The organism is Thalassospira lucentensis, assembly GCF_011806425.1.
GTDB lineage: Bacteria > Pseudomonadota > Alphaproteobacteria > Rhodospirillales > Thalassospiraceae > Thalassospira > Thalassospira lucentensis_B.
In genome coordinates, this window is record NZ_JAATOV010000004.1 from 269,068 (window position 1) to 282,248 (window position 13,181).

The window sequence follows — 13,181 nt, forward strand, 5'->3', positions numbered from 1 at the left end:
TTTTCACGATTTACGCACCATCTCAAACGGATCGAACACCTAATCGCCGTTGACCGGCCCACGCACTAAACCGTGCGTTTTCTGGCACCCTTCGGCCTTTGGGTTTTTGGATCAAAACACATTTCTTCAATGGCTTGGACAACGCGGTTTGCGGTGTTTCCATCCCAATAGGGAACCGCTGGTCTTGCCTGTTTGCGTGGGGTTTCCAACGTCTTTTGCACTTTCGCAACCAATTGATCGATCTGAACCAACGTATTGGTCCCATGTGTGATGGTCACCGGCCTTTCCGTGCTGTTGCGAAGGGTAAAGCAGGGCACATTCAAAAAAGTGGTTTCTTCTTGTACGCCCCCCGAATCCGTTATCACCCCAGCCGCCCCAGCCATGAGCCCCATAAAATCCGCATAGGCCATCGGAGGGAGAACCATCACCCGCCCATCGCAAAGCTTCGCCATCAATCCCATGTCATTCAATCTGTTACGGGTGCGCGGATGAACCGGAAAGCACACCGGCCTGTCTCGGGCGAGCTCAACCAGTACGTCGCATAGTTTTCTCAGGCGATGCGCATCATCGACATTTTCCTGACGGTGCAATGTCACAAGCAAAAAGGACTGAGCGACAAGCTTTAAGCGTTCGGCCGATGCCGCAGCATTCATCAGCGGCCTTGTCATGACCAGACTATCGATCATGACATTCCCAACCAGCCTGATCCGATCGGGTGACGTCCCCTCTGCCCGTAAGTTATCGACAGCATCTTGGGATGGGGCGAGCAACAAGTCAGCCATCCCATCAATCGCGATGCGATTTCTTTCTTCCACCATATCCGGATCAAAACAGCGCAATCCGGCTTCTAAATGAATTAAGGGGATACCGAGGTCGTTGGCCGCAGATGCGGCGGCAAGTGACGACGTCACATCACCAACAACAAGGGTCACATCCGGTCGATCCCGTTCGCAAAGATCACGATACGCCGCCTGAATATCACCATATGTGTTGGTTGCCGGTGTCGATAAGACATGAGCTGGCTGCGGAAGGCCAAGGTCACGCCAGATATCGTCGGTCATATTGATGTCACGGTGCTGCCCGGTATGAACGAACATCGGCCGGATGCGCCGATGCCCGCACAACGCATGCCACAGCGGCGCGATTTTCATGAAATTGGGACGTGCGCCCCCAACCAAATGAAGATGCATTTACGGTCTCCGCGCCGTGTATTGGGGATCGCTTGTAAGCATCATAGGCCCACTGAACTTTGCCAAACACCTATCCAATAGTGCGAATTATCTCGTTTCGCATAACCCATTGGTTAATCGGCAAAATATTCCGCCCAACGTTCTAAAAAAACGATCACAGCGCATATTCAGATCAAAACAATTCTTATGCGGTCTTGTGGGCTTTGGAAAACCGCCAATGGTATTGATATTGCATAAGTTTTCCCGGTTTGCATCACACCCGACAAAAGCTTGCTTTTTGTTCGGGGTGCGATGCTCGGTACACCCGTTAAGAAGGGTATTTTCATGAACAGTCTTCTTGGATTGGGGTTTGGCCTTCCGGTTAAGTCGGCCAATACCGAAATATCTAAGGATGGTGGAAACGAAGGTATCGGACGTTACGGCGCATTTAGCGTAACACCACAAAGCACTACTTCCGCGCAACCGACACTTTATGGAACGAAGTTCAATGATCTTTCGGATTCCATGCAGGCGGTTATGCTTGAAATGCAAGCAGTCGGAAGCGGATCAGCAACATTTGCCGATGCGATGGCCAATGTGGTCGAGCAAGGCAAAGATGCCAAATCCAACGCTAATGGCAGCGGTTTGGAGGTGGCATCCGCGAAAGATGGCTCGGGCAACTCGCTTGGGGCACCTTCGCCCGAAGACGATTTTGAAAAGTCTTTGGAAGAAGCGCTTAAAAAGCCATCAAAAATTGATTCAAAAGAACAACAAGCTGATCGCGAACAAGCCCAAGCAGCACGTCAATATAGCGACAATCAATTCGATGCAGGTCTGGCCGATCCTGACATGCAATCGAGTGTCGCTGGCCTTGACAGCCGTCTCTCAACACAAGTTATGGCTTCTGCACGGCCACGGTCTGTAAATGCGATGACAGGAAGTCTCGCAGCGTGATTGAGCATATCACTGTCTAAACTTGAAGATGAGCAACAGTGTAACTGTTGCTCATCTTTTTATGACTGTGCCACCTAGAACAGTTTGGGTGGCGCGTCGCCGCGTTCTTCGCTTTGCAGTTCCAAAAGCGCATTGTTATAGGCCATCATCGCGTCCTTCTCATGGACGAAGCCAACCATCAACCTAGCTTCATCATTATCAAGAACCGGCAAGTGTTCTTCGCCGGTTTGCTCCATCAAACGAACTGCCTTTTCAATACTATCGGTACGATACAGGACCGGTGGTTTGGACCGTGCAACCTCGCCTGCTGTAACCTCATTCCCCAGATTCGGGTCGAACGCCGCTTGACGCAAATCGGTCAGCGTAATCGTGCCGTGCAGTTTGCCGTTTTCATCGACAACAAACAGTTCTGAATACGGCGCATTGATCAGCTTTTCACGCACATCTGGCAGGCCTTCGGTCAGGGGAACCGTTTCGTATTCCCGCTTCATGATATCGGCCACCTTCATCATGCGCAGAAGGTTGACCTCCTTCCCCCACATCGTCGACAGACCACGACATTTAAGCTGCCACTGGAAGAACGACCCACCATTAAGCTGATCCATAATCACCGATGCCAAAACCGATGCCAGCATCACCGCAATCGTCAATTCATAGTCGCCGGTAAGTTCAAAAATGATCAAGGTTGTCGAAATGGGCGCACCAAGAACCGCGGCGGCCACCGCCCCCATCCCCACAAGGGTATAAGCGCCATGCCCAGATGACAGATCCGGAAACGCATGGGTCGCGATAATCCCATACGCCCCGCCCAACATAGCCCCCAAGAACAAGGCCGGACTGAACATCCCCCCGCCAAAGCCAAGCCCGGTACAGATCGCAACCACAAACGCCTTGGCAAACAAAAGACCGATCAGAAATGCCAAGCTATAGGCTTCGTACAGCGCATCATTCATCGCGCCGTAGCCCACGCCAAACACCTGCGGAAAACCAAGCCCAACAACGCCAACAACCAATCCCGCAATTGCCGGACGCAGCCACAGCGGCGCTTTACCGGTATCGGCGACCTTTTGTACAACCGGGATGGCACGAACGGTTAAAATCGCGGCAACACCGGCCAGAATCCCCAACAAGGCAAAAGCAGGAAATTCCCAAAATGACTGGATTTCGTGGGATGGGATTAAAAACGCCACGTCAGACCCGTAATAAAGCCGCGTAATCACCGTCCCCATCACCGATGACATAACGATTGGCGCAAATGCTGTCCGCGCATAGTGCCCAAGAACAACTTCGTGGGCGAAAAACATCCCGGCCAAGGGCGCATTAAAAGATGCTGCCACCGCAGATGCCACACCACATCCCAAAAGGGTCCGCGCAGCACTGCGGCGTAGATGCAATATCCGCGCAAGCCACGCGCCAAACGACGCCCCCATATGGACAACCGGTCCTTCACGGCCAAGTGACGCGCCACTGCCCAACGACACCGCACTGGCAATTGCACTTTTCAGCCCACAGCGTGTCGACATACGGGCATCGTTAAAAGACACCGCATCAATCACATCAACAACACCGTGCGGGCGCTTTTCCGGAAGGAATTTGTAAATAAATACACCAACCAAAAGACCCCCGACCGTCGGTCCAAGGATCAGATGCCAGTTCGATAATCCCCTCATATGTTCATGAAGGGATTCTTCACCCCAACCATAAAACAAAGATTGAACAATCAAAATACCGTCGCGGAATACGATGGTGCCACCACCGGCCATGGCACCAACCATCAATGCCAATATCGATAATATAAATTGCTCGCCTTTGACCATGCGGCGCATGCGGCTCAGAAGGATGTTCGACTTGATAAGATTTTCGGCCATTTCCGCAACACCGGCGTGCAAATATTTGAACAATATCGATCATAGGGTCAGTGATTGCTGCAAATAAAGGGTAAAGACCATAAACACCATGGGTATTTTCAACTTACCCAATAAAGACCGCGATTTTGTTTTTCCCAAAAACGATCATTGCCATTCATACGTGAAATACCGCATGCTTTGACTTTGAAACGCGGATATAACACCGCGATCCTAAACCGTTTTTTTTACGGAATTTCGAATTATGAATAAGACTGGACAAACGGGTGCTCCTGCGGTGCGTCCGCTCCCCGGGTTTGCTGAATTTGTGTGCTTGATGGCGATCACCATCGGGCTGGTCGCACTTTCAATTGATAACCTTTTGCCTGCGTTTGGGCCGATTGCTGCTGATTACGGCATCGAAGACGGCAATCGCATGCAAATGATGATTTATGTTTTTATGTCAGCCTTTGGGCTGATGCAGATTGTCTATGGCCCGCTTGCCGACAGTTTTGGCCGCAAAAGCGTTCTAATGGGCGGTTTGGCGGTTTATGCTGTTGGCACGATCATGGCAATCTTTGCCGACAGTTATGAACATCTTTTGATCGCCCGGTTCGTTCAGGGTCTTGGCGCCGCTGCACCGCGTGTTTTGACCATCGCGATCACGCGTGATTGCTTTGAAGGCCGCGAAATGGCGCGCGTCATGTCCTTTGTCATGATGATCTTTATCGTGGTTCCGGTCTTTGCCCCGGCATCCGGCAGCCTGATCTTGATGCTGGCCAACTGGCACATGATTTTTGTCAGCACGCTGGTTTTGGCAATCATTATTGCCATGTGGTACACGCTGCGCATGCCCGAAACGCTTAAACCCGAATACCGGCATAAGCTTTCACTTCGACGGATTGCCCGCGACATCAAGACAACCGTGACAACGCGCCAAACCGTTGGTTATTCCACCGCGATGGGGCTTAGCTTTGCGTTTCTGATGGCTTATATCGGATCCGCTCAGCAAATCTTTGAAGGCGAGGTTTATGGACTCGGCGTGTGGTTCCCACTTGTCTTTGGCATGATTGCGGCCTGCATGAGTGTATCGTCCTTCACCAATGCGCGCCTTGTCCGCAAACTCGGTATGCACAAAATGTCACAAGGCGGCCTTGTCGTGATGCTGATCAGCAGCGCAATCAATCTTTGCATCGCGATTGCCTATGACGGCGTCCCACCATTGCCCGTCTTTGCTGTCGGACTGACCATCACGCTGTTTTGTTTTTCGATGACCATGCCGAACTTCAATTCACTGGCCATGGAACCGCTTGGCGCGATTGCCGGCACCGCATCATCAATGATCGGCGTTTCAAGCACCCTGATTGGCGTATTGGCTGGCGGCATTATCGGCCAGCAATTTAACGGCACTGTCACCCCGCTCATCACAGGTTATTTGGTGCTCTCGGTCCTAACACTTACGGTCGTTGCGATCACAGAACGCGGCAAGATGTTCAAACCCACTCACTAGTTTGGGCATTGCCAAACATCACAAATAAAAAAGCCCCACAGACTTTAATCTGTGGGGCTTTTTCGTTCGTCCAACGATAATCTTACGCTTGGCGCGGATCATAATTAAGGTTCGGCGCCAGCCACCGTTCTGCCTCGGCCAAGGTCATGCCTTTACGTTCAGCATAACTTTCAACCTGATCGCGTTCGATCTTGCCAAGGCCGAAATATTTGGCTTCTGGATGGGCGAAATAGAACCCACTTACCGACGATGCCGGGGTCATGGCACAGCTTTCTGTCAGTTCAACGCCGACATTTTTCACCGCATCAAGCAACTGCCAAAGGGTTCTTTTCTCGGTGTGTTCTGGGCACGCTGGATAGCCAGGTGCTGGACGGATACCGCGATATTTTTCCGAAATCAGATCTTCGTTGGCAAGCGTTTCATCAGACGCATAGCCCCAAAGCTCTTTGCGGACATGTTCATGCATACGCTCGGCAAAGGCTTCGGCAAAACGATCACCGAGTGCCTTCACCAAAATCGCGTTGTAGTCATCATGCTCGGCTTCAAGCTTGCTTGCGATGGCTTCGACCTGCGGGCCGGCTGTTACAACGAAACCACCGATATAATCGGTTTTGCCGCTTTCTTTTGGTGCGATGTAATCGGCAAGTGCCCGGTTCGGGCGCTTGTTGTTTTCGCGGAACATCTGTTGGCGCAAAGTACGCACCATGACCGGCTCGTTATGATCCGGCGCAGGCGTCACTTCGATATCATCACCAACCGAATTGGCCGGCCAAATTCCGACAACCGCACGCGGCTTGAACCATTTTTCATCAACAATGCGTTTGAGCATTTCCTGCGCATCAGCATAAAGGTTCCGCGCGGTTTCACCGACTTTTTCGTCTTTGAGAATATCGGGGAAACGACCATGCAATTCCCAGGTTTCAAAGAACGGCTTCCAGTCAAAACGCGATACTAATTCTTCAAGATCGAAATCTTCAAAAACGGTCAAACCGGTTTTTGTCGGAACAGGGACGTCATAAGCATCCCAATCAAGCTGAACCTTGTTTGCACGTGCATCTTCGATCGCAAACCGCTTTTTCTGCAGCTGCTGATTTGCGTGCTTATCGGCCATTGCCACATATTCAGCACGAAGATCGGCGGTAAACTGTTCACGACGGGTTTCAGATACAAGGTTACTGGCAACGCCCACCGCACGCGACGCATCAATCACATAGACCACTGCATTATTATAATTTGGTGCGATCTTAACGGCTGTATGGACCTTGGACGTGGTCGCGCCACCAATCAAAAGCGGGATATTAAGCCCTTCGCGTTGCATCTCGGCGGCGACATAGGTCATTTCTTCCAGCGACGGCGTAATCAAACCGGAAAGCCCGATCATATCAACGTTTTCGGCCTTCGCCGTTTCGATGATTTTCTGAGTCGGGACCATCACGCCCAGGTCAAGGACCTCAAAGTTATTACATTGCAGGACCACGCCAACGATGTTTTTGCCAATGTCATGCACGTCACCCTTCACCGTCGCCAACAGGATTTTGCCGTTGGTTTCACGGACACCGTCTTTTTCCGCTTCGATAAACGGAATCAGGTACGCCACCGATTTTTTCATCACGCGTGCGGATTTAACCACCTGTGGCAAGAACATCTTACCGGCACCAAACAGGTCACCGACGATGTTCATGCCGTCCATCAACGGCCCTTCAATCACATGCAGCGGTTTGTCTGCCTGTTGGCGGGCTTCCTCGGTGTCTTCTTCGACAAATTCGGCAATCCCGTTAATCAGTGCATGCGCCAAACGTTCATTGACCGGCTTTTTACGCCATTCAAGGTCGGCCTTTTTCTCTGGCCCGCCCGTCCCTTTGTATTTGTCCGCAACTTCAAGCAAACGGTCCGTCGCGTCCGAGCGACGGTTCAAAATGACATCTTCAACCCGTTCGCGCAGCTCTTCTGGGATTTGTTCATAAACAACAAGCTGACCGGCATTAACAATGCCCATATCCATGCCCGCCTGAGTGGCATAATACAGGAACACAGAATGCATCGCCTCACGCACCGGGTTATTGCCCCGGAACGAGAATGAAACGTTCGATACCCCGCCAGAAATCTTGGCATAGGGCAAACGTTCCTTGATCAGTTTGCAGGCTTCGATGAAATCGACGGCGTAGTTGTCATGTTCTTCGATGCCGGTCGCGACTGCAAAGATATTGGGATCAAAAATGATGTCTTCTGGTGGGAAGCCAACCTGATCTACCAGAACCCGGTAACTACGTTCGCAAATCTCGATCTTGCGATCAACCGTATCGGCCTGACCTTTTTCGTCAAACGCCATCACCACCACCGCCGCGCCATAGCGACGCAACATTTTGGCTTGCTTGATAAAGGGCTCTTCACCCTCTTTCAGACTGATAGAGTTCACAATGCCCTTGCCCTGAAGACATTTCAGCCCGGCCTCAATGACATTCCATTTCGAACTGTCGACCATAATCGGCACACGCGCGATGTCTGGCTCGGCGGCAAGCAGATTGATGAATTTGACCATCGCCGTTTCGGCATCAAGCATGGCGTCATCCATGTTGATGTCGATGATCTGCGCACCGTTTTCGACCTGCTGACGCGCCACTTCAAGGGCGGCGTCATAGTCTTCGTCGATAATCAGTTTTTTAAACTTGATTGAGCCCGCAACGTTTGTGCGCTCGCCGATATTGATGAATCTTGAAATGTCACTCATGGGTCTGTTCGATCTCTTTTCAGCACACAATATCAGTTTCAGGCAGCGTCAAACGGCTCAAGGCCAGACAAACGCATTTTCGTTTCAATCTTGGGCAATTCACGTGGCTTGGAATCATGGACCGCGTCGGCAATTGCCTTAATGTGCGGCGGGGTCGTGCCACAGCATCCACCCAACAGATTGATCATGCCACTATCGGCCCATTCTTTGACCAGTTCGGCCATTTCCGCGTCGGTCTGATCATATTCACCAAACTCGTTCGGAAGCCCTGCATTGGGATAAACCGAAACGCGGCATTCAGCAATGCGCGATAGCTCCAACACATAAGGACGAAGCTGTTCTGCGCCCAGTGCGCAGTTCAAACCAATCGAGAATGGCTTGGCGTGACGCACCGAATTATAAAATGCCTCGGTCGTCTGCCCCGACAGGGTTCGGCCCGACGCATCGGTAATCGTTCCCGAAATCATCACCGGAACGTCTTCGCCGCGTTCTTCCAAAACTTCGTCAATTGCAAACAAGGCGGCCTTGGCGTTCAAGGTATCGAAAATAGTTTCGACCAACAGCGTATCGGCCCCACCATCGAGCAATCCATTTACGGCCTGCTTATAGGCTTCGCGTAACTGATCAAAACTGACCGCGCGAAAACCGGGATTATTCACATCTGGTGAAATGGACGCGGTGCGGTTGGTTGGGCCGATAGCACCATTAACAAACCGAACATCGCCAGGATGTTTGGCTTCCCATTCGTCACAGGCAGCGCGGGCAATCTTGGCACTTTCGAAATTGATCTCGTAGGCCAGCTCCTCCATCCCGTAATCGGCCTGCGCAATTGTCGTCGCACTAAAGGTGTTGGTCCCGTTCAGGTCGGCACCGGCTGCAATATATTGTAGATGGATGTCTTTAATGATGTCGGGCTGGGTCAATGACAAAAGATCGTTATTGCCTTTGACGTCCTGCTTCCAATCCGCAAACCGATCACCTCGGTAGTCCGCTTCGCTAAGCGTATGCTTCTGGATCATGGTGCCCATGGCGCCATCAAGGATCAAAATCTTGTTTTCTGCCCGTTTGCGTAACAGGGCAATGCGTTCCTTGCGATCATTCATCATTTTCATCCAGTCATTTTAATCATGCATGCGATTGGCGCGTAGAATTCAGGCAACGGCCTGTTCTGCACCGCGAATACCAAGTGCATGACAGATGGCATAAGTCAGTTCGGCACGGTTTAAGGTATAGAAGTGGAAATCGGTTACCCCTTCTTTCATCAAGCCTTCAACCTGTGAAATCGCTTCGTGGAATGCAACCATGCGCCGCGTATCGGGGTCGTTATCAAGATTTTCAAAACGCCAGTGGAGCCGTTGAGGAACATCTGCACCACACATTTTGGCAAATTTCAAAAGCGATCCGAAATTGGTCACCGGCAAGATCCCCGGCACAATCGGTGCTGTAATCCCGGCGGCATCGCATTTATCGCGGAATCGAAGATATGTTTCGTTATCAAAAAAGAACTGCGTAATCGCGCGGTCTGCACCCGCATCAATTTTGCGTTTCAGATAATCGATTTCGAAATCCGAATTTGGCGCATCGGGATGCGTTTCAGGATAGGCCGAAACCGAAATATCGAAATCCGCAATTTCCTTTAACCCGGCGACCAGATCGACGGCATAATCATAGCCACCCGGTGTTGGTACATATTTTTCGCCCGCATCGGGCAAATCACCGCGCAGCGCGACAATAGAACGAATACCCTCGTCCCAGTATTTGCGCGCGATCTGTTCGATTTCCTGCTTGGTGTGACCGACACAGGTTAAATGGGCCGCGGCCGGAATACCGGTTTCGCCCTGAATGCGGGTCACACTGCTGTGGGTGCGGTCACGGGTTGAACCACCTGCCCCATAGGTTACGGAGACAAATGACGGGTTCAGCGGCGCAAGCCGATGGATCGAACGCCACATCGTTTCTTCCATCTTTTCCGTTTTCGGCGGGAAGAATTCGAATGAAACCCGCAGATCGGTTTGGGATGCTGTTTTGTTTTGTACCGTCATCATATCAATCCTGTCTTCACGTTCCCTTGGATCGGGCCTTTTATTATCTGATATCTGGGGCGGATCATTCCGCCGCCTTGTGTGTTTTTTGGTGTGCGGTTGCCGCATTTGCACGCGCGGACCAAATCCGCACCGTCAACGGTTTTCCGGGCAGGCTAATCACATCGTCGGAGGCAAGCGCGCACGCACCAAACCAGCCATTAATTGCGTTATCTTCGAATCCCAAACGGCGATGTGCATGTTCTTCACGCAGCTCTTCACGGTCGTGGGATGCAAAATCGACCACGATCAGACGCCCGTTTGGCGCCAAAACCCGCGACGCTTCGTCAATTGCCGCCTCTGGCTTTTCCGCGAAATGCAAAACCTGATGCAAGATCACCACGTCAAACATCCCACCGGGATAAGGCAGTTGATACATATCCGCCTGACGCACGAGACAGTTTGAAAGATCGGCCCGCTGCAGGCGTGCGCGCGCAACCGCCAACATTTCACGCGACATATCAACACCGACACCTTCCTCGGCATTCCGCCCCAAAAGCTCAAGGATGCGTCCGGTACCGGTACCGACATCAAGAATACGCCCACCTGACAGATCGCCAACTGCCTCAAGCAGGGCTTTTTCAACAACCGTCTCGTCAACATGCAGGGAGCGAATACGGTCCCAATCTTTGGCGTTGGCGCGAAAATATTCTGTGGCGATTTGTTCACGCTGTACTTTCACCTGATCAAGTCGATCACGATCCAGCGACAGCGTTTCGTCATCGACCGGCAAAAGACCAAGGATCGGACGGACCAAATCGGCGCCAGCACCATTATGCGGCGTACGATAGAACACCCACGTCCCTTCACGGAATCGAACAAGAAGTCCGGCCTCGCACAGCAATTTCAGGTGCCGGGACACGCGCGGCTGACTTTGACCGATGATCTGGGTAATCTCGCTTACAGTCAGTTCACATTCGGCGCAAATCGCCAACAGACGAAGCCTGGTGGCCTCTGCCGCTGCGCGCAATCTTCCCAAAACTTGTTCCATACCAACGCCTCCCGTTCACGAAAGACAGATATAAAGATATATTTATATCTACTCAAGACCTATTTTCCTATCCAAAAGGGGCGTTGCATAAAAGTCACAAGCAAAAAGGGGTAGGCACGTTTCTATTTTTTGTACGCTAGCGTTTAAATTCACCCTATGCTAACCACATGATATTGGAGACGAACACGATGCACGATATGCCTTCTTGAGCAGGAAGGTTGCGCGCAACGTTTTTCTGTGTGACACACTCGAAAACGTCTTCCAATTGGGGACAGTTTACGTATCGAACATCGGTTGGCTAAAAATAATGAAGCTTAGAACTCTTCTTTCACTCTGTGCTGTTGGTTCACTGTCATTTTTGACAGCTTGCGCGTCCACCCAACCAGCACAAGACACGAGTGTCTTTGACCCGATTGAACCAGTAAACCGCTTTGTTCATAACGCGAACGGTGCTGTTGATTTCATGGTTCTGTATCCGGCAGCGATGTGGTACCGCGACATTGCACCGCAGCCAGTTAAAACAGCTGTTGGAAGCTTCGTACGCAACCTGAATGAACCGTTGAACTCGCTGAATGCTTTGCTGCAAGGCGATCCGGATCAGGCTGCGGCATCATTCCAGCGTTTCATCGTAAACTCCACAATCGGTCTTCTTGGCTTTAACGATGTTGCGACGGACTTTGGCATTCCTTACCGCCGCGAAGATTTCGGTCAGACCCTTGGCCATTATGGCATTGGTGGTGGCCCATACATCGTTCTGCCGCTGCTTGGCCCGTCGAACCTGCGTGACACCACCGGCCTTGCTGTCGATTACATGACGAACCCATTGACCTGGGGTGCGCGTAACAGCGAATCGCTCGAGGCGCTTTATTGGACGGGTGTCGGCGCAACCGCATTGCACACACGCTACTCCACGCTTGATCAGCTGAACGAACTGCAGAAATCATCGATTGATTACTATGCAGCTTTGCGCAGCCTGTACCGCCAGCAGCGTAACGCCGCCATTCGTAACGGCACACCATCGCCTGTGGCCGAAGTCGAAGATGAAAGTGCATCTTACGACTTTGACGACGCGGTTGATGGTTCGGCGAACCAGTGATCGCCATGAGCAAATCAAAAATCACCATCCCTGTCGCAGCAGCAGTTATTGCTGTTGCGGCAGCTTGGCCTCTGACCACTTTTGCCGCCAACACAACGGCAACTCAGGTGGTTGAGGTCGCCGCAGAACAATCTGCGAAAGAAGTTATCCAATCGCTTGCCGGTCAGGCCCTGACCGAGTTGACCGATAAGTCCATCCCGGACGAAGTTCGCCGTAAGAAGTTTACCTCTCTTATGGACCAATACTTCGAAATGGATGTGGTTTCTCGCTTTGTCCTGGGCCGCTACTGGCGGTCGATCTCCAAAGAAGAGATCAGCGAATTTTCCAAGCTGCTGCAAAACTATCTCGCCTTGAACTATGCCAACCAGTTCAAGGAACTCAACGGTGATGAGTTTGTTGTCGGCAACGAAACAGAAAATAACAAAGACACGTTTGTTAGTTCGCAGTTTGTACGCCCTGATGGTCCGCCCGTGAACATTTCTTGGCGCATGCGTGAATTTAACAATCAGTACAAAATCATTGATGTGTCGATCGAAGGTCTGAGCATGGGAATTACCCAGCGCGACGAATTTACATCTGTCATCCAGAAAAACGGTGGCGATGTCAGCGCATTGACCAAGGCACTGAAAGATAAGACCGGTCTCTGATCCTTTTAAAGGCAAACCGGTAACAAGAATAAAGCCACCACCTTCGGGTTGGTGGCTTTTTCTTTAGCCAAACAGCCCCATACCCCGCATCCAATCATCTTGGATACCTTGGGTATAGCAGACGATCCCGCAGGCTTTGTTCAAACAAAAAGGCCACCCGA

At 51.4% G+C, this 13,181-nt stretch carries 10 protein-coding genes; 4 read left to right on the plus strand and 6 right to left on the minus strand.

Annotated features, from left to right (window positions below; genetic code table 11):
• Nucleotides 1–65: 65 nt before the first annotated feature.
• Complete coding sequence (gene wecB, locus HCZ99_RS14705) at nt 66–1,190, minus strand: non-hydrolyzing UDP-N-acetylglucosamine 2-epimerase (protein WP_167447756.1); 1,125 nt, start codon at nt 1,188–1,190, stop codon at nt 66–68.
• Between the two features lie 324 nt (nt 1,191–1,514).
• Here wecB and HCZ99_RS14710 point away from each other — a divergent pair, with 324 nt between their 5' ends.
• On the plus strand, nt 1,515–2,123 hold the full coding sequence (locus HCZ99_RS14710) for a hypothetical protein (protein ID WP_167447757.1): 609 nt from the start codon (nt 1,515–1,517) through the stop codon (nt 2,121–2,123).
• 74 nt (nt 2,124–2,197) lie between these two features.
• On the opposite strand, the gene HCZ99_RS14715 is transcribed toward HCZ99_RS14710, so the two are convergent.
• Complete coding sequence (locus HCZ99_RS14715) at nt 2,198–3,991, minus strand: chloride channel protein (RefSeq protein ID WP_167447758.1); 1,794 nt, start codon at nt 3,989–3,991, stop codon at nt 2,198–2,200.
• A gap of 241 nt (nt 3,992–4,232) precedes the next feature.
• On the opposite strand from HCZ99_RS14715, the gene HCZ99_RS14720 reads away from it, so the two are divergent.
• Nucleotides 4,233–5,477 (plus strand): multidrug effflux MFS transporter, encoded by a 1,245-nt coding sequence (locus HCZ99_RS14720; RefSeq protein ID WP_167447759.1) that lies wholly within the window; start codon nt 4,233–4,235, stop codon nt 5,475–5,477.
• 82 nt (nt 5,478–5,559) lie between these two features.
• Here the strand turns inward: HCZ99_RS14720 and metH are convergent, their stop codons facing one another.
• From metH to HCZ99_RS14740, 4 genes are all read right to left on the minus strand, one after another.
• Nucleotides 5,560–8,205 carry a methionine synthase gene (gene metH, locus HCZ99_RS14725; RefSeq protein WP_167447760.1) on the minus strand — a complete coding sequence of 882 codons (2,646 nt, stop codon included), beginning with the start codon at nt 8,203–8,205 and terminating at the stop codon, nt 5,560–5,562.
• Nucleotides 8,206–8,243: 38 nt separating this feature from the next.
• Complete coding sequence (locus HCZ99_RS14730; protein ID WP_254869631.1) at nt 8,244–9,308, minus strand: homocysteine S-methyltransferase family protein; 1,065 nt, start codon at nt 9,306–9,308, stop codon at nt 8,244–8,246.
• Between the two features lie 48 nt (nt 9,309–9,356).
• The gene (metF, locus tag HCZ99_RS14735; RefSeq protein WP_167447762.1) at nt 9,357–10,247 is read right to left on the minus strand and encodes a methylenetetrahydrofolate reductase; all 891 of its coding nucleotides are present in this window, start codon (nt 10,245–10,247) and stop codon (nt 9,357–9,359) included.
• Nucleotides 10,248–10,311: 64 nt separating this feature from the next.
• Nucleotides 10,312–11,277, minus strand: coding sequence for an ArsR/SmtB family transcription factor (locus HCZ99_RS14740; protein WP_167447763.1), 966 nt, complete (start codon nt 11,275–11,277; stop codon nt 10,312–10,314).
• Between the two features lie 307 nt (nt 11,278–11,584).
• Here HCZ99_RS14740 and HCZ99_RS14745 point away from each other — a divergent pair, with 307 nt between their 5' ends.
• The gene (locus HCZ99_RS14745) at nt 11,585–12,373 is read left to right on the plus strand and encodes an MlaA family lipoprotein (protein WP_167447764.1); all 789 of its coding nucleotides are present in this window, start codon (nt 11,585–11,587) and stop codon (nt 12,371–12,373) included.
• 5 nt (nt 12,374–12,378) lie between these two features.
• Entirely contained in the window at nt 12,379–13,020 is a 642-nt protein-coding gene (locus HCZ99_RS14750; RefSeq protein WP_167447765.1) for an MlaC/ttg2D family ABC transporter substrate-binding protein, read from the plus strand.
• Nucleotides 13,021–13,181 lie beyond the last annotated feature (161 nt).

What these genes read in the sequence shown, in the direction of transcription:
- HCZ99_RS14730 (WP_254869631.1), bottom strand. Translation starts at nt 9,308, where the DNA reads ATGAATGATCGCAAGGAACGCATTGCCCTGTTACGCAAACGGGCAGAA.
- HCZ99_RS14720 (WP_167447759.1), top strand. Translation starts at nt 4,233, where the DNA reads ATGAATAAGACTGGACAAACGGGTGCTCCTGCGGTGCGTCCGCTCCCC.
- HCZ99_RS14710 (WP_167447757.1), top strand. Translation starts at nt 1,515, where the DNA reads ATGAACAGTCTTCTTGGATTGGGGTTTGGCCTTCCGGTTAAGTCGGCC.
- HCZ99_RS14715 (WP_167447758.1), bottom strand. Translation starts at nt 3,991, where the DNA reads ATGGCCGAAAATCTTATCAAGTCGAACATCCTTCTGAGCCGCATGCGC.
- metF (WP_167447762.1), bottom strand. Translation starts at nt 10,247, where the DNA reads ATGACGGTACAAAACAAAACAGCATCCCAAACCGATCTGCGGGTTTCA.
- HCZ99_RS14745 (WP_167447764.1), top strand. Translation starts at nt 11,585, where the DNA reads ATGAAGCTTAGAACTCTTCTTTCACTCTGTGCTGTTGGTTCACTGTCA.
- wecB (WP_167447756.1), bottom strand. Translation starts at nt 1,190, where the DNA reads ATGCATCTTCATTTGGTTGGGGGCGCACGTCCCAATTTCATGAAAATC.
- HCZ99_RS14740 (WP_167447763.1), bottom strand. Translation starts at nt 11,277, where the DNA reads ATGGAACAAGTTTTGGGAAGATTGCGCGCAGCGGCAGAGGCCACCAGG.
- metH (WP_167447760.1), bottom strand. Translation starts at nt 8,205, where the DNA reads ATGAGTGACATTTCAAGATTCATCAATATCGGCGAGCGCACAAACGTT.
- HCZ99_RS14750 (WP_167447765.1), top strand. Translation starts at nt 12,379, where the DNA reads ATGAGCAAATCAAAAATCACCATCCCTGTCGCAGCAGCAGTTATTGCT.